The organism is Xanthomonas sp. NCPPB 2922 (assembly GCF_041520885.1).
Lineage (GTDB): Bacteria > Pseudomonadota > Gammaproteobacteria > Xanthomonadales > Xanthomonadaceae > Xanthomonas > Xanthomonas campestris.
Map to the genome: position 1 here is coordinate 255,496 of NZ_JBGOFY010000002.1, position 17,271 is coordinate 272,766.

A 17,271-nucleotide genomic window follows, 5' to 3' on the forward strand; every position below is an offset into this window, starting at 1 on the left:
AGTCCTTGATGGGGGCTGGCGAACGCTGCGAGATAGCCGCGCTGTTCGAAAGATCAGCTCACTGCGCTTTGAGTTGAATGGCAGGAGGTATGCTGCAAGCGCGCCATGCGGGGAGCATCCCGGCCACGACGCTCGCCAAGAGCGCAAGCGCAAATGTCGCCAGCAGCATCACCGGGTCAAGCTTTGCCAGATCCGCATATTCAGCGGGTTGTTGACGCACGCCCCACAGGCCCAGCATGGCGAGGCCCAGCCCCAGGATGCCGCCGGCCAAACCGATCGTTCCGGCCTCGACCAACGACTGCGCGAAGATGCTGCGCTTTGTTGCGCCCAGTGCCCGTCGCACACCGATCTCTCCACTGCGGCGCATGAACTTGGCGAGCAGCAGGCCAACCGTATTGACCAGGCACACCAACAGAAATCCGAAGGCCAACCATGTCTGTAGACGGACATCGCTGGGAACCACCTTCTGGAAGTCCAGCCACTCCATCACACTACGCAACTGGACGTTGGTCGGCTGCTCGTAGCGCCCAGCACGACGTTGCTGATCCGAATAGTTTTCAAGGTACTGGCGGTAGGCCGTGACCTTTTGCGGGCTATCCAGCTGCACCCAGTATTCAACCCAGGAGCAAGCGGCATTGATGTCTTCCGGTGAAATGCTCTCGCCCCAGCACGAACGCTGACCACTGCTTGAAAGCTTCAGCTCCATCGCGGTGCTGAAGGGCAGCAAGAGCTGCTCGGGCTTGTCGTAGGCTCTGCCGCCCAAGTTGTAGAACGCCGGCGTCAAGCGCCAATCGCGAATAACGCCTACCACCCGCATGATGTTGCGGTTGACGTTGACCGTGCGGCCGACGCTGTTCTCGCCATTGAACAACTTCTTGTTGAGCGCCTCCGACAGCACCACGACCCGCGCACGGCTGCCATCGTCATTGGTTGTCCAAGCGCCGCCATAGAGAAACGGCACGTTGAACATCGAAAAGAAATCAACGGATGTGTACCGTGTGTCCAGCATCATTGGGCGCAACGATTTGTTCTCCGGCTCCAAGGGAACGGTGCCGGCGCTCATCAGCGCCTGCTGATCACCACGCTTCTCCCGGAGCAATGCCTCGGCATCAAACCGCGTCAATTGATTCAGTGCGTCGTCGTCTTGATAGCCCAATGAGCGCGCATCCAGTTGGGGATGGAACAGCACGCCACTTTTTCCGGGGATCGGATCGCCAGACAGAATGTAGAACACCGTCAACGTGGTCATGCTGGCGCCGATGCCCAGCGCGATGGCGAGCACCATCAGTGCGGTAAGCACCTTGTTGCGGCGGAAGCTGCGCACCGCGAGATTGAAGTAATAGCCGAACATGCCGTGCTCCTCAGTCAACCAGGGTGGATGCGACAGCAGGCGCACGCATCAGGCTGGGATTGCGTTCCAGATCCGTGGCCTGGCCATCGACGATGTGTACGTTGCGCTGAGCGCGTGCGGCCAGTTCCGGGTCGTGGGTGACCATCACGATGGTGGTGCCCTGGCTGTTGATTTCTTCCAGTAACTCCATCACTCCGCGTGCCATCTGCGAGTCGAGGTTGCCGGTGGGTTCGTCGGCAAGCAGCAGGCGCGGGCTGCCGGCCAGTGCGCGTGCGATCGCGGCGCGCTGCTGCTGGCCACCCGACAGTTCGGTGGGGTAATGCTTCAGGCGCGAGCCCAGGCCGACCTTGGTCAGCGCTTCTTCGATGCGCTGCTTGCGCTCGGCGGCGGCCATGCCGCGATAGCGCAGTGGCACATCGACGTTATCGAACAGGTTGAGGTCGGGAATCAGGTTGAAGCCCTGAAAGATGAAGCCGATCTTCTGGTTGCGCAGGCGCGAGCGCGCATCGTCGGAGAGATGGCTCACATCCTCACCGTCGAGCAGGTACTGCCCGCTGGTGAAGGTTTCCAGCAGCCCGGCCAGGTTGAGGAAGGTGGTCTTGCCCGAACCCGACGGCCCGGTGACGGCGACGAATTCGCCTTCGCGCACATACAGGTCGAGCGAGCGCAGCGCATGTGTTTCCACCTGTTCGGTGCGGAAGACCTTGGAGACCGATTGCATCTTGAGCATTGCCGAAATCCTTGTGCGAAGAGAAAGAGGAAAGTGCGAGTCAGTGCACGGTGACGCGCGGGGCGTCGCCGAAGTTGTCGGCGCCGGAAACCACCACGCGGTCGCCTGCCTGCAGGCCGGAGAGCACCTGCACTTCGCCCAGGCTGCTGACGCCCAGCTTCACCGGGCGGCGCGCGGCAGTGCTGCCTTCCATCACATAGGCGTAGCTGCCACCGGATTGTTCGACGAAGGGACCGCGCTCGACCTTGAGCACATTGCGCCGCGTGTCGATCACCACCCGCGCGCTCATGCGCTGGCTCTGACGCAGGCCGGGCGGTTGCTTGTCGGTGAAGCGGATGCGCGCGGTGACTTCACCATTGACCACTTCCGGCGAGACCGCCGAAATGGCGCCGGCGAAGGGTTCGCCGCTGCCGCTGGTGAGCTGGGCCGGCATGCCGATCGCCAACTCACGCGCAAAGCTTTCCGGCACCTTGATCTCGACTTCGAACTTGGACAGATCCACCACGCCGAGGATGGGCGCATTGGCGGCCACCTGGGTGTGCTGCACCGCCTGCACCTGGCCAACCTGGCCATCGAACGGCGACAGCAGCGTGAGCGCATCGACCTGGCGTTGTACTTCGGCCACCACCGCGCGCTGGCGGTCGGCCAGCAGCCGCTTGTTGCGCGAATCCAGGTCCGCGCCCTGGCCCTTCAAGGCGGCATCGCGCTGCGCGTGTTGCAGGTCGATGTCGGTCTTCTTCAAGGTGTCCTGTGCCTTGGCCAGTTCCACCTGCGGCACTGCGCCGCCATCGTAGCCGCGCTGGTAACGCTCCAGGTCGCGCACAGCGGCCTGCTTGTCGATCTTGGCCTGGTCGGTGAGCTTGCTGGCGCTGGCCCGGGCGAGCGTGGCATCCAGGGCGGCGCGGCTGGACTCGGCCTCCAGGCCGGCCAGGGTGGCCTGTTCCTGCGCCAGCTTGCTGCGCAGCTCCGGGCTGTCGATGCGCGCGAGTTCCTGGCCCTGCTTGACCACATCGCCGGCCACCACGCTCAGCGTCACCGTGCCGGCGGAGATGGCGTAGAGCACCGGGCTGTTGGCGGCGATCACGCGGCCGTCGGCGGCAATGTCGCGCACCAGGTCGCCCTGGCTCACGGTGGCGATGCGCACGCGGGCAGCGTCGAACGAGCGGCTGCCGGCGCTCCAGGCGTTCACCGCCCAGCCGATGCCGGCGAGGACCGCCAGCGCGGCAATGCCCGGCCACAGCCAACGGCGCCATGGCGCGGCCTGGGATGATGTGCGGAGTACCTGGTCCTGTGCGGAGGTGTCGCGGATCATGATCGGCTTGCTCGGTGGCGTGTGTGTCCTGAAGCAGAACATGTGCCAACCTATAACTTATTGATATTTATCTATTTTTTCGGAAGCGCCGCAGTGTCCGCAGTGTCCGCGGACACTGGCGCGGACAGCCTGTCCGGTCGAGGTCATGCAGCGGACATCGGCGGACACGCTAAAATGCGCGGCTTCACTCCAGAGGTTGTCCTATGTGCGGCATTGTGGGCGCCATCGCCGGGCGCGACGTGGTTCCGGTCCTCATCGAAGGGCTCAAGCGTCTGGAGTACCGGGGCTATGATTCCTCCGGCATCGCGGTGCTGGACGGCACGCAGGTACGCCGCGTGCGCCGCACTGGCCGGGTGGCGGAAATGGCCCAGGCGGCGCAGGCCGAGCAGTTTGGCGCGACCCTGGGCATCGGCCATACCCGCTGGGCCACCCATGGCGGCGTCACCGAAGCCAATGCGCATCCGCACATCAGTGCCGGCGTGGCGCTGGTGCACAACGGCATCATCGAAAACCACGAGGAGCAGCGCGAAAAGCTGCGCGCGCTCGGCTACACCTTCGAGTCGCAAACCGACACCGAAGTCATTGCCCACCTCATCCACCATCACCTTGGTGACACCGGCGATCTCCTCAGCGCGCTGCAGCGCACGGTGAAGGAACTCACTGGCGCCTACGCGCTGGCGGTGATGAGCCAGGCCGAACCGGAGCGTTTCGTCTGCGCGCGCATGGGTTGCCCGTTGCTGATCGGCGTGGGCGAGGGCGAAAACTTCGTTGCCTCCGATGTCTCGGCGATTGTGCAGGCCACCCGCCAGGTGATTTTTCTCGAAGAGGGCGACACCGCCGAATTGCGCCGCGATGGCGTGCGCGTGTTCGATGCGACCGACACGGCAGTGGAGCGCCCGCTGCATTTATCCGATGTCTCCTTGGCCTCGCTGGAGCTGGGCCCGTTCCGCCACTTCATGCAGAAGGAAATCCACGAGCAGCCGCGTGCGCTGGCCGACACCATTGAGGCGGCGATCGATGCCAAGGGCTTCCCCGCATCGTTGTTCGGGCCAAATGCCGATGCGGTGCTGCGCGACATCGAAGGCATGCAGATCCTGGCCTGCGGCACCAGCTACTACGCTGGCCTCACGGCGCGCTACTGGATTGAAGCGATCGCCGGCTTGCCGTGCAGCGTGGAGATTGCCAGCGAATACCGCTACCGCGCCGCCTACGCCAACCCGAAGCATCTGATCGTCACCATCTCGCAGTCCGGCGAAACGTTGGACACGATGGAAGCGCTCAAATACGCCAAGTCGCTCGGGCATCTGCACACCTTGTCGATCTGCAACGTGCCGGAGAGCGCCATCCCGCGCGCCAGCGAGCTGGTCTGCTACACGCGCGCCGGTGCCGAGATCGGCGTCGCTTCGACCAAGGCATTCACCACCCAGCTGGCAGTGTTGTTCCAGCTGACCATGGTGCTGGGCAAGCTGCAGGGCCGTATCAGCGATAGCGAAGAAGCCGATTACCTGGAGCAGCTGCGCTTCTTGCCCGGTAGCGTGCAGCACGCCTTGAACCTGGAGCCGCAGATCATGGCCTGGGCCGAGCGTTTTTCCCCGAAAGAGAATGCGCTGTTCCTCGGCCGCGGCCTGCATTACCCGATCGCCCTGGAAGGCGCGCTCAAGCTCAAGGAAATCTCCTATATCCACGCCGAAGCCTACCCGGCCGGCGAGTTGAAGCACGGCCCGCTGGCGTTGGTGGATGCCACCATGCCGGTGGTGGTGATTGCACCGAATGACCGTCTGCTGGAAAAGGTCAAATCCAACATGCAGGAAGTGCGCGCGCGGGGGGGCGAACTGTTCGTGTTCGCCGATCAGGACAGCCATTTCAGCGAGTCCGACGGCGTGCATGTGATCCGCACACCGCGCCACGCCGGCGTGTTGTCGCCGGTGATCCACACCATCCCGGTGCAGTTGCTGGCCTATCACACCGCCCTGGCACGCGGCACCGATGTGGACAAGCCACGGAATCTGGCCAAATCGGTGACGGTGGAATAACGCCGAAATCGCGCACTGCACAATTGCTAGCAGCGTCGTGAGCACGCAGCTTTCTCCTACGCGGCGCCACATTGATGCATGGCTGATGGCTTTTCAAAGAGCGCGCCGCACCGCCGCTAGCAAAGCCATAAGCCGCAGCCATCCCGTAGGAGCGGCCTAGGCCGCGAACGCGTTACCGATAATGCTGATGCTTTCTCGGTCGAGCGTTCGCGGCCAGGGCCGCTCCTACGCGAGGCAGCAGATGACTGATTAGCGCTCGCACAGCCGCTCTGCCAACAGTTTGGCCCGGAATATGCTTTCGTCTCTGCGAGGGTCACACCACGCAGGAGGACACATGCACGAGTCTTTCAAGCAGGGCGCGCCGGCCGAACTGTGGCAGGCGCTGGTACGTGAGGCAGGGCAGCGCATCGCACAGCCGCTGGACGAATGGCGCGAGCACTATCTGGTGTTTGTCTTGCTGCGCTTCCAGCGTGATGCGCACCTGGTGTCGCGCACTCAGGCGCTGGCCTGGCTGCATGCGCAGTCACAATCGGGCAGCGTGCGGGCGGACGCATTACGCGATGTCGGCGACGGCTGTCTGCTGATTGCCGGCCTGTTTCCCGGCGTGGCGCAGCGGCGGCGCTTGAACGTGGACTACTTCATCGAGCTGGGGCGTGGCGCCTATGCGGAGGTGGCCGACACGCGCTGCAGCGATGCCAGTCTGTTCGCGCAACTGGCCGGCAGCTATCGCGAGCTGGTACGCACACTGGCCGCGTTGCGGTCGCCACGTGCCTGGCAGGAAGGTGCACACGGCATTCTGCACGCCTGATCCATCACGCCCGCCAGGGGACGTCCCGACAGCGGCGTGGGGACGGCCCTGACTGCCAAACGCCCCGCGCCGGCCCACACTATCCCTGCAGACTTGATCCGCCGGGCGACGTCACGTTGTCTTCAACGGATCAATCCTGTGCCATCGACCGCCGCACAGATGTGCGGTGCTGTCTTGCCGCACTGCGTGGGGGCGCGCAGTGCGGCCCTCATTCCCGTGGAAAGGACTCTCATGAACGTGTTGATTGCCGCACTGCTGTGTGCGCTCGCTGGTACCGCCGTGGCGCAGGACATTCCGCCAGGCTATGCCGGTCAGGGCGGGATGACGCTGCAGGAGATCGATCCGGCCATCTACGCGTATCACTACGACCATGGATTCACCGGCGAAGATGCCATGGGCTGGGATCCGGCGTTGCAGTTCGCCTGGTCGCGTCTGGCCGCCGCCAAGGTGTGTGCGCAGCAACCGGTCACCGATGCGGTGATCGCCAAGCTGGTCGAGCAGTATGGGCAGTCGGCCGACGTGCATCAGATCAACGGCATCACCTTCCATGAAGCGCAGATGCGCGCCGCCGGCACGTTCTGTACGCCTGCGCGCAATGCAGATGCCACCGCAGTGGTGCCCGCCTTTGCGGCGGGCGATTTTTCGCAGGCAACCGCCTACGCCGCGGCAGCCACTGCCGGTACGTTGGTTGTCGCTGCGGCAGAAGGCCAGACGGCTGGCGCCGCGCTGCCCGATACCGAGATGGCGTTGGCGCCCTCGGCAGACTGGGCCCTGCAACTGCCGTTGCATGCGCAGCTGAGCGTAGGTTCCAACGGCCAACCCAACGGCGACGAGATGTTGCGCGTGGTGCGGCGTGGGCATACTGGCGCACTGGTGGGCGTGCAAATTGCCACCAATCTGTTGACCCTGAAATATGGCGGAGCCGGTGCGTCCATATTCAATAAAAGCCAGCTCAAAGGCGAAAAGATCAAGGACATCGGCAACCCGGGCTATGTTCTGCAGCGCGATGCCGTCAACACGCATCTGAAGCGTTATTTCACCGGGCATCCGGCGGCCATTCCGGTCGAACCGTTTCCGCTGCAGGTCGTGATGTCCGACTGGCTGCTGGTCTATCAGAGCCTGGGCGACGAAAAGTCGCCTTATGAGCTGCGTTATGCCGTGAGCATCGGTGGCGAACGCAGCGGCTTGCTCAAGCGCAAGGCCAGCCCGGTGAACCTGAACTGCCAACCGACCCCGCGCACCGCCTCATTGGAGGAGTGGGAGGCCGACAACTACGCCTTGGTCAAACAGACCGCGCAAGCCTACGCCGACGAGTGCGCGGCCAAGTTCGCCGAACGCCTGCCGCAATGGTTTCCGGACACCGCGACGGTTGCGGCGTCGAACTAGCCAACGTAGTAATCGGAATCGTGCGTATCCACCGCAGAACGCGCCATAGGCAGGCTACAGGGCGTGGCTGGCTCGGCGAGCGGTCGCGCGGTTCATCTAGGCGCTTCCACACCACCGACTAGAGCGCAGGGCTTTGTAGTTGCGCCACTTAGAGCAGCTATCAAAACTACTGCGCAGCCGTCAGGCGGGCGCGGCCGGTGCTCGGAATCCTCATGTACGCCGGTACACTCCGGTTCCTCCGCGCCGTCCGCACCCACCTGACGACTGCTCGCTACGTTTTGTTAGCCGCTCTTAGCAAAATGGGCGTAAGCCTATTCGGCCCACGCCCATTCTGTTTTGCACAATCAAGAACAGAGCTATTAAACAGCCGCGCGTGACTGAGTACGCTGTTGTTCTTGCTGGTCCTGTACCTGCAGGGTTTGCAGGGATTGTGCTTCCTGGCGAACCGCGTTGCTGCTTTGTTCTAATGGGCGCTCTGCAGCGGCTGCCTTATCCGTGTAGATCCGCTGGTGCGCGGGGTCGCTTGGCTGACCCTGTACCGCGAACAGTCCACTGCCGTCCTTGCTCTGCATCACCGCGTCGATGCGCTGCAGGCCGCTGACCTTGGCTTCGAAGGCCAATGAGCCAGCCGCATTTTCCAATGCGCGACGGTCGGTGAATGCAGTCGGACCCAACTGTTCCAGCTTGCTCACGGCCTGGTTGTACAACGGATTATCGGGGTTGGTTTTTTCCGACAGCAATGGCGTTTTCTCGGCCTGCTTCAGTGCCTTGAGCGTATCGCCGCCAACGACGCCATCTTCCTGCAGTCCGTGTGCACGCTGAAACGCCTTGACCGCCTCACCCGTTCGCTGGCCGTAGGCGCCGTCGGCGTTGAGCTCATTGCCCTTTGCGTCCTTGTAGCCCAACTGCTGCAAGGTCTGTTGCAACTTCAGAACCTCCGCGCCATGCGCCTTCTCGCGCAGCAAGCCGGATGTTTCTGCAGCCGTTTGCGCATGCGCCGGTTTATGCGTGTTGCCGTCGTGAGACTGCTGCTTGCTCTGACTGCGGTCCTGCAGCAACTCGCGCGCCTCGAATAGCGGGTCGCTGGCATAGAGCTTGACGCCCTTGGCGTGCTTGCGTTCAAGATAGGCATCCAGCGAGCTGAGCTCGACGCCTTCACTACCACGCGACTGGCTGATCTTGAGTTCGCCATCCTTGGGGTCGCGCACCACCATGGTGATGTGGTCAATGCCCTTGTAGCGCCCCTTGTCCCAACTCTGGGGGCCATTGTCCTCGCCAATGATCATGCCCTCTTTGAGGTTATGGGCAGTGACGTCTTTGCCTTGGATCAGGACCCCAGAGCGTTGTTCGGCCTTGCGCAGCAGTTCTGATGCACTATCGAAACCAGGGCTGAACTTTTCGTCTTTGGTGAAGATGACCTTGCCGGCGCCCTCGTTGATTTCACCCATGGTCGCGTTCTGCATCTCGACCACCCAGCCAGAACAATCGACCTTGCCCTTGTCCGGATCTTTTGCACCCAGGCCGTACTTGACGTGGTCGTATTTATTGGTGAGGTCATAGGCGGCGTGGAGCGCGATGCCATGCGCTGCAGCCTTTTCCGGTTGGGCAGGTGCGGACGGCGATGGCGCAGATTGCGACGGTGTCTGCTGCGTGGCCGAAATGGGCTCAATACCTTTTTCAGGGATACGGATACGGTCCATCTTCGTATCCCAGTACTGCACGAACGTCTGTGCCATGTCCTTGTCCGACATGCGCCGGAACGTCGCCGAATCGACACCCGTCAGTGACTTCAGTTCTTTTTCGCCGACATTGTTGAGGATGTTGGCGCGCGTGCTCTCAAGCCCGAAAGATCCAGTGGCGATTGCGGTCTGAAGAGAGCGGTAACCGCCAGCGCCCTGCTGATGGGCCATGTACATGTCCAGGCCGTCAGGCGCCGGTTTGCCCGACAGATACGGCCGGCCATCGCGTTCGTGCCGGTCAACCAGGCTCGTCCGGTTATCCAGGTACAGCCGCGCTGCGGCGTCGGTATTGACCACTGCATCCAGCTCGCGTCCGGTGATGCCGTATTGCTCGGCGGTCGGGGGAGTGAACTGAAATAACCCTTTCGCACCACCGGCGCCGCGGCTGGCCAACTCGTCGAAGTTGCCGCCAGTCTCTACGTGGGCAAAGCGCATGAAGTCGTCAAGCGGAATATTCCGCTCGGTTGCTTCGCGTTCGATGATGTCGAGCACTTGGGCTCGTGAGTAGTTCGTCGGCATCGCTCAAGGTCCTTGATTGAGTGCTGCAGCCACGTGGCTGCAGCGGTACGCCGCCCGAACCAATTCCTTTGGTTCTGTATTAAGGGGCCGGCAAATACGATTTCTGGGCCGCATCGTAGCGGTATTCAACCGTCTCGTCACCCCCGCTCGTCGGCGGGTCAGCCGAAACAGTTACCCGTAGTGCTGGCAGGCCTTGTTGCTGGACAAACGCAAGCGTGCTGCTGTTCTTGACGCAAGGAATCTTCCCAGGCGCATCCTCGCCGCAATTTGCACTGTTGTCCTCCCCGGCCGGGATATTGCCGATATACGTCCAATGCTTGTCGTTGACGTCATCGGTTTCCTTCGGGTTGAACACGAGTGCCTCATAGGAAAGGATCCGTACGCCCGACTGCAGGCTCCACGTCGGCACGGTCAGGACTAGTCGGCCGTCGTCGGTGACAAATGTCTGTGGCTTACGTGTCGTGTCGACGGTGTTGCCTTGTTCCATTCCACCGAATTCGCCGATATAGGGCTCTGCGCCAAGAAGCTTCCATGGCGACTTGCTACCCGGTTCGCTGGTGACGAAGGTGGCGTGTGCCAAGGTCACCTTGGTGCCCGGCGCGGGATAGTGGTTCTCGCGCTCTGCACCGAAGAGCTCGGGCGTTTCCCATGCGAAGCCGGTGTAATAACGTGTGCCGCCAAGTTCGAACTGAAAGCCGTACCAGTAATTAATCCAGCTGCCGTTGGTCACCTCGTAGGAAAGGGCGCCGTCGCCATCCACATTGCTGATGAAGTACAGCACGCTGTCCGGACGGGGCGGCTGTAGTTGCTGGGCGGATCCCTGGGTTGCGTCCTGCATGGGAGAAGCATCCTTATCTGAAGGTTTTGTGGCGGTACTGGCTGCGGGGGGAGTCGCCTTTGAAGCCGCGGCATCCGGTGGCGCCGGCTTGCATGCGGCGATCGTTGCTAGCGCGAGGATCAGCGGGATCTTCCTGACGAGCATTGGGGTGCATCCATTGCGGAGGGCGCGGAAAGTCTACTCCAGCCCGGCTGCCTGTCCAGCCACCGAACCATGCCCGGCGCGGCGGCTGGACAGGGCCTTTCCTGCCACTTGTTTCAACGTCTGCAACCGTGCGGTGTGGCATGTCTGCAACCGATCACTGCCAGCGACAGGACAACCGCCGGCAAAACGCCTGCGCGCTTATGCCAGCGGCGTGTTCGAGATGATCTCCACCCAGTAGCCATCCGGGTCCTTGATGAAGGCCAGGTGCTTCATGCGGCCGTCTTCCAGGCGTTTCTGGTACGGCACGCCGAGGCTGTCGAAGCGTGCGCAGGCGGCGTGGATGTCCGGCACCGAGATGCAGATGTGGCCGAAGCCGCGTGGGTCGCTGTTGCCGTTGTGGTAGACCGCACCGTCCTGGGTTTCGGTGCCGTGGTTGTGGGTGAGCTCGAGCACGCCGGGGATGCCGGCCATCCACAGGCGGCGTGCGGCGTCATCGTCGGGCACTGCAGTGCCTTCGGGCAGCAGCGCGAGGAAATACAGGCTGAATTTTGCGTCGGGGAAGTCGCGGGCATCGAGCAGGCGGAAGCCGAGTACGCGGGTGTAGAAGTCCAGCGAACGCGGGGCGTCCTTGACGCGCAGCATGGTGTGGTTGAACACGAATCCCTGGGTGTCTGCCGGTGCGGCGGTGGCGCCGGGAACGTGTTGCAGGTCGGTCAAGGGCATGGGGCTCTCCTGAGAGGGATGGGGGGAGGGCAGCGGTGCTGCAGTGACTGTCATGGTACCGGGCAGGCAGTGGCGGGGATGTCTGTTTTCATTGCCAGCTGCGCGCTGGATTTTCGGCAGAAGCTAAGGGCACAGGCAGGTAGAGACCGAGGCCACAGTCACGTGCGGCCCAAAGCCGGATCCAAATTCGAAGCTACACACCCACACCCATACCTACGGGCACAGCCACCGCCAAAACCACAGCAAGCGCAGGGCCAAAAGCCAAAGCCAGAGCCAGAGAGCTGGAGACAGAGCCAGAGAGACAGAGCTAGAACCAGAGCCGGAGCCGGAGCCGGAGCCAAAGCCAAAGCCAAAGCCAAAGCCAACGCCAAAGCCAAAGCCAAAGCCAAAGCCAAAGCCAAGCAGAGGCTGGCCATGAGGGCGACAGACGGAAGCGGCCGCCCATGACTGCCCTGCCAATGTTTTTGGGGCCAGACATGCCGGCCCCTCCGCAGCGCCGGCTAGAACCACACCCGCACGCCGGCGACGAAGCGCGATTCGCGGGCGGGAGTGTCATCACCGTCGGCACGTTGTGCGCTATCGCCGAAACGGCGGCTGTGCACCCAGCCGATATACGGCGCGAATTTGCGGGTGATCTCGTAGCGCAGCCGCAGGCCCGCTTCGACCTCTTCCAGCCCGCTGCCGATGCCACGCCGGTCATCGTCGGTGAGTGCGACGTCCGCTTCCACGCGCGGCTGCAGGATCAGGCGATTGGTGAGCAGCACGTCGTACTCGGCTTCCAGCCGAAACGCCGCGCGGCCGCCGCTGCCCAGATAGAGCGTGGCTTCGGTTTCGAACTTGTACGGGGCCAGCCCCTGCACACCGATGGCGGCCCAGCTCTGCCGCTGGCCGGGCGCGAGATCCTGGCGCGCGCCGAGCAGGACATCCCACCACGGCGAGATGGCATGGCCGTAGAAGGCTTCCAACGAGGCGTCGTGGGTTTGGCCGCGCCGGCGCTCGCCTTCGCTGCGCAGCCACAGCCGGTCGATGTCACCGCCGAGCCAGGCGCGCGCTTCCCAGTCCTGGCCGCTGCCGGTGTGGTTGTCGGAGGCTTCCAGTCGGTCGAGCAACACGTAGTGATTGATGCCTGCTCCATGCATCGCATGACTGCGCAGCGGTGCAAAGGCCGCGGCAATGTCGTCTGCGGTGGGAGTAGGGATCGGCTCGCGTGGCGATGTGGTTGCGGCCGGCGCGGTGTGTTGATGTGCTGCTTGCTGTGCGGTGGATGCTGGATCAGCGTGCAACATGTCGTGCATGTCGTGATGCTGCATGCCGGCGTGGTCCATTGTCTGCGTCGCTGGCGTGGCGTGTGGCGGCGTGCCGTCGGCACTGTGGGCGTGCTCTTGCGTTGTGTGTGCCGAGTCTGCTGGATCGGCGTGCGGCATGTCGTGCATGGCGTGGTGCTGCCTGCCGGCGTTGTCCATTGTCTGCGTCTGCGTAGCTGGCGTGGCGTGTGGCTGTGTGCCGCCGGCACCGTGCACGTGCGGTTGCGTTTGATGTGCCGAGTCCACTGTCGAAGCGGCATCGGTTGCAGGCGCTGCGGCGTGTGCATGCACTGCCGCCGCGTCATCGGAATGCTGCATGTCGTGCACATTCGCGGCCTGCTCTGTGTGCTGCATGTGCACGTGATCCATTTCCACTGGCGGCGCGGCCTGCGTGGCCGCCTGCAGAGAAGACGCTGATGTCGACGCCGCAGCAGCACCAGAGACTGAAGTGGGCGCGGATGCAGCAGCTCCCACTGCAGCTTCATCCACATCATCCATACGCTTGAGCTCAGGCATCTCCATCGCCTGCACACTGTCCACCTGCACCGCTGTTGCAGCATGCATCTGGTGATGCGCATGATCTTGCGCAGTTGCGGTCGCGCTGGCGATGACGGCGACCAATAGAACATGACGGGTCTGCATGGCGTTCATGCCTCCACCCGCACTTCGCGCATCATGCCCGCTTCCATGTGGTAAAGCAGATGGCAGTGGTAGGCCCAGCGGCCCAGCGCATCGGCGCGTACGCGGTAGCTGCGGCGTGTGCCGGGCGGCATGTCGATGGTGTGTTTGCGCACCTGGAAGTTGCCATCGGCATCTTCCAGATCGCTCCACATGCCGTGCAGGTGGATGGGGTGCTGCATCATGGTGTCGTTGACCAGCACGATGCGTAGCCGCTCGCCGTACTGCAGCCGCAAAGGCTCGGCCGAGGCGAAGGCGATGCCGTCGAAGGACCAGGCAAACTTTTCCATATGGCCGGTCAGGTGTAACTCGATTTCGCGGCCCGGTGCGCGGCCGTCCGGGTCGTCGAACAGGCTGTGCAGATAGCCGTAACAGAGCACGCGGCGGCCGTTGTTGCGCAAACCAATGCCGGGGTCGTCCAGCCGCGGTGCGCTGGCATTGCTGCGCATGTCGATCAGCGGGTTGTTGTCTTCGCTGGCGGGGTGGTGTGGCGCGCGCGAGGGCGCGCTGGCGTGGCCGTGCTGTTGCATGGCGTGCGCAGATGGATCGTGCTGCACGGGGTGGCCCGCATGCGGATCCGCCGGCGATGCGCCGTGCTGTGCCGGCATGTCATGCATAGCGCCATGCGCCATCCCATCGCCGTGCCCCATGTCCTGCATGGTGAGGATGGCGCGTGGATCCTGTGCCGGAATCGGCGCCTGCAAGCCGTGGCGCACCGCCAGCGTGCCGCATGCGAAGCCAGTGCGGCCCATGTCCTGTGCGAACAGCGTAAAGGCATCCTGGCCGATGGGTTCGACGAGGACATCGAAGGTTTCGGCGGCGGCAATGCGCAACTCGTCCACGCTGACCGGATGCACATACTGGCCGTCGGCGGCGACCACGGTCATGCGCAGCCCGGGGATGCGGAGATCGAAATACGTCATCGACGAACCATTGATGAAACGCAGCAGCACCTTTTCGCCAGGCTTGAATAGCCCCGTCCAGTTGCCGGCCGGCGCCACGCCGTTGAGCAGGTAGGTATAGGTGTTGGCGTTCACGTCGGACAGGTCGGTCGGGGTCATGCGCATGCGCCCCCACATGCCGCGGTCGGCCAACGTGGCGCGCAGCCCGTCTTCGCGCGCATCACGCACGAAGTCGCCCACGGTGCGCTGGGCGTAGTTGTCGTGGCTGGGCATCTGCTTGAGCCGGCGGAACAGCGCGGCCGGGTCCAGATCGGTCCAGTCCGACAGCAGCACCACGTGCTCGCGATCAAACCGGTAGGGCGGTGGTGCCAGCGGATCGATCACGATCGCGCCGTATAGCCCGGCCTGCTCCTGGAACATCGAATGGCTGTGATACCAGTACGTGCCGGATTGGCGCAGCGCGAAGCGGTACAGGTACTCCCGGCCCGGCGCGATGCCGTCGAAACTCATGCCGGGCACGCCGTCCATGTTGGCCGGCAGCAGCAGGCCGTGCCAATGCACGGAGGTGAACTGGTCGGCCAGGGCGTTACGCACCCGCACGCTGACGGTGTCGCCCTCGCGCCAGCGCAGCGTGGGCGCCGGCAGCGACTGGTTGACGGTGATGGCGCTGCGCGCGCGGCCGGTGAGGTTGACCGGCATGCGGCCGATCTGCAGCGCCGCGGCGCTGCCACGCAGGACGGCGGGCGTGGCGTAGGTGGGGGTGGCGCGTGCCTCGCTGCGCCACAGGCCGGTGGCCGCGGCAACGCCGCCCAGCGCCAGGCCGTGCACGAAGCGGCGGCGGGCCAGCCCGCCGTTGGACAAGGGATCGAATGACATGAAGCCTCCAGGCGAGGCCCACAGGGTGCAGGCCACGCGTATCGCAATGGGCCCTGCGCACGCGCGCAGGGGCGACGACGGCTGCTGCCGTCGAGGCTCAGGCGATGGGAGGTCGGACCGGTTGCTCGGGCACCGGGTTGGCGCGCCCCTCGGCCAGGGCGCCCGGCATTGCGGGGCGGCCGGCCAGCGCCGCAGGCACCGCCGGCAGCGTCAGCAGGGCCAGGCTGCAGTGCTGCAGGCAGTCGCAGCTGCCCAATTTGCAGCAGTCGCCTTTGCCTGCATGCGCCGCGTGATCCGTGTCCGCCTGCGGCATCGCAGCGGGCGAGGCCATGTCTTCATGACACGGCAGTGCGTCCGGCGCGGCCGCGTGCATGCCACGCGCTGTCGCGGCCATCGCCGCCGACCCCATCGCGGCCGAGCCCATGGCCGGCATCGCCATGCCCACCGACGCCCACGCGCCAGTGGCCGTATTGGCAACCAGGCACAGGCACAGCAGCAGGCGAAGCAGGCAATGCGGCACGGGGAATCGGGCGAGCGGGCAGGTACACCGAGCATACCATCGGCGCCGTGGCTGCCCGGATGACCCGCCGCCCATGGCATATGCGCGGCGGCGGTAGAATCAACGCTTCTCTCGCAGCACAGCCTTGCCATGTCGCAGCGCCAGTGGGTGGCCGCCGCCATCCAGAAGATCGAAGCCGATTTCAACCGCTCGGCCGATACCCACCTGATTCCGATGGACCTGCCGGGGTATCCGGGCATCGACCTGTACTTCAAGGACGAGTCCAGCCACCCCACCGGCAGCCTCAAGCACCGGCTGGCGCGCTCGCTGTTCCTGTACGCGCTGGCCAACGGCTGGCTGCGCGAAGGCCGGCCGGTGATCGAGGCCTCCAGCGGCTCCACCGCGGTGTCGGAGGCCTATTTCGCGCGCCTGCTCGGGGTGCCCTTCATCGCGGTGATGCCGGCCTCGACCTCGCCGGAGAAGATCGCCGCCATCGCATTCCAGGGCGGGCGCTGCCATCTGGTCGAACGTGCCTGCGACCTGGACAGCGCCTCGCACCAGCTGGCGCGCGAGACCGGCGGGCACTTCATGGACCAGTTCACCTACGCCGAGCGCGCCACCGACTGGCGCGCCAACAACAACATCGCCGAGTCGATCTTCAAGCAGCTTTCCGAAGAACCGCATCCCATTCCGGAGTGGATTGTCTGCAGCCCCGGCACCGGCGGCACCAGCGCCACGCTGGGCCGCTATGTGCGCTACCGGCGTCACGACACCCGCATTCTGTGCGCGGACCCGGAGGTGTCGGTGTTCTTCGACGGTTATTGCCGCGCCGTGGACGGGCAGTGCCCCAAGGAACTGGCCATCACCGGCGGCTCGCGCATCGAAGGCATCGGCCGCCCGCGGGTGGAGTCCAGCTTCATCGCCAGCTGCGTGGATGTGATGATCAAGGTGCCAGACGCCCTGAGCCTGGCGGCCATGCGGCATGTGAGCGCCACGCTGGGCAAGCGTGTCGGCGGCTCCACCGGCACCAACTTCGTCGGCGTGCTGCAGGCGGCCCAGCGCATGCGTGACGAGGGCCGGCAGGGCTCCATCGTCACCATCCTGTGCGATGCCGGCGAGCGTTATGCGCACAGCTACTACGATCCGGCCTGGTATGTGGCGCGCGAGATCGACGTGGACGCCAGCGACGCGGCCATTGCCGCGGCCGTGGCCGGCGCGGCGTTACCCGCGCTGCCTTGTGCTGCGCTGGAATGAGCGCCATCTGCTAGGTGCTGCTGTCGCAACGTGCGCGCCACCAGGTGTGTGCGCTCGGTGTCGGGATCGGCGGTGCTTCACGCACACATAGTGACCGACCCAACAGCCGCACCCTGACGAGGCCACGCGCGGTCCTGCGCGCCCTCCGATGCCCCCTGATCCACCCTATTGCTGG

At 64.3% G+C, this 17,271-nt stretch carries 13 protein-coding genes and 1 other RNA gene; 5 read left to right on the forward strand and 9 right to left on the reverse strand.

Annotated features, from left to right (window positions below):
• Positions 1-58 precede the first annotated feature (58 nt).
• Genes ACD584_RS03705 through ACD584_RS03715 form a run of 3 tightly spaced genes read right to left on the reverse strand, consistent with a single transcriptional unit; the run spans position 59 to position 3,393 of the window.
• Positions 59-1,351, reverse strand: coding sequence for an ABC transporter permease (locus ACD584_RS03705; RefSeq protein WP_076036476.1), 1,293 nt, complete (start codon positions 1,349-1,351; stop codon positions 59-61).
• 10 nt (positions 1,352-1,361) lie between these two features.
• Complete coding sequence (locus ACD584_RS03710) at positions 1,362-2,081, reverse strand: ABC transporter ATP-binding protein (protein ID WP_076036475.1); 720 nt, start codon at positions 2,079-2,081, stop codon at positions 1,362-1,364.
• A gap of 40 nt (positions 2,082-2,121) precedes the next feature.
• Positions 2,122-3,393, reverse strand: a complete 1,272-nt coding sequence (locus ACD584_RS03715) for an efflux RND transporter periplasmic adaptor subunit (protein ID WP_076036474.1) — start codon at positions 3,391-3,393, stop codon at positions 2,122-2,124.
• Positions 3,394-3,596: 203 nt separating this feature from the next.
• On the opposite strand from ACD584_RS03715, the gene glmS reads away from it, so the two are divergent.
• The 4 genes from glmS to ACD584_RS03735 all read left to right on the forward strand — a co-directional run bounded on the left by glmS (position 3,597) and on the right by ACD584_RS03735 (position 7,907).
• Entirely contained in the window at positions 3,597-5,426 is a 1,830-nt protein-coding gene (glmS, locus tag ACD584_RS03720) for a glutamine--fructose-6-phosphate transaminase (isomerizing) (protein WP_076036473.1), read from the forward strand.
• Between the two features lie 334 nt (positions 5,427-5,760).
• Positions 5,761-6,234 (forward strand): hypothetical protein, encoded by a 474-nt coding sequence (locus ACD584_RS03725; protein ID WP_162275446.1) that lies wholly within the window; start codon positions 5,761-5,763, stop codon positions 6,232-6,234.
• A 231-nt stretch (positions 6,235-6,465) separates the two neighbouring features.
• Positions 6,466-7,620, forward strand: a complete 1,155-nt coding sequence (locus ACD584_RS03730; protein WP_076036471.1) for a hypothetical protein — start codon at positions 6,466-6,468, stop codon at positions 7,618-7,620.
• Between the two features lie 212 nt (positions 7,621-7,832).
• Positions 7,833-7,907, forward strand: a non-coding RNA gene (locus tag ACD584_RS03735) — sX9 sRNA.
• A gap of 72 nt (positions 7,908-7,979) precedes the next feature.
• Here ACD584_RS03735 and ACD584_RS03740 read toward each other — a convergent pair.
• From ACD584_RS03740 to ACD584_RS03765, 6 genes are all read right to left on the reverse strand, one after another.
• Complete coding sequence (locus ACD584_RS03740; RefSeq protein ID WP_116923709.1) at positions 7,980-9,851, reverse strand: XVIPCD domain-containing protein; 1,872 nt, start codon at positions 9,849-9,851, stop codon at positions 7,980-7,982.
• A gap of 106 nt (positions 9,852-9,957) precedes the next feature.
• Positions 9,958-10,716, reverse strand: a complete 759-nt coding sequence (locus ACD584_RS03745; RefSeq protein WP_076036470.1) for a hypothetical protein — start codon at positions 10,714-10,716, stop codon at positions 9,958-9,960.
• Positions 10,717-11,058: 342 nt separating this feature from the next.
• On the reverse strand, positions 11,059-11,583 hold the full coding sequence (gene gloA / locus ACD584_RS03750; protein WP_076036469.1) for a lactoylglutathione lyase: 525 nt from the start codon (positions 11,581-11,583) through the stop codon (positions 11,059-11,061).
• Positions 11,584-12,083: 500 nt separating this feature from the next.
• Positions 12,084-13,205, reverse strand: a complete 1,122-nt coding sequence (locus ACD584_RS03755; RefSeq protein ID WP_309545413.1) for a copper resistance protein B — start codon at positions 13,203-13,205, stop codon at positions 12,084-12,086.
• Between the two features lie 329 nt (positions 13,206-13,534).
• Positions 13,535-15,343, reverse strand: a complete 1,809-nt coding sequence (locus ACD584_RS03760; protein WP_076036467.1) for a copper resistance system multicopper oxidase — start codon at positions 15,341-15,343, stop codon at positions 13,535-13,537.
• Positions 15,344-15,440: 97 nt separating this feature from the next.
• Positions 15,441-15,863 carry a CopL family metal-binding regulatory protein gene (locus ACD584_RS03765; protein WP_076036466.1) on the reverse strand — a complete coding sequence of 141 codons (423 nt, stop codon included), beginning with the start codon at positions 15,861-15,863 and terminating at the stop codon, positions 15,441-15,443.
• Positions 15,864-15,992: 129 nt separating this feature from the next.
• Here ACD584_RS03765 and ACD584_RS03770 point away from each other — a divergent pair, with 129 nt between their 5' ends.
• Positions 15,993-17,096, forward strand: a complete 1,104-nt coding sequence (locus ACD584_RS03770; protein WP_011035824.1) for a PLP-dependent cysteine synthase family protein — start codon at positions 15,993-15,995, stop codon at positions 17,094-17,096.
• Positions 17,097-17,271: the final 175 nt, after the last annotated feature.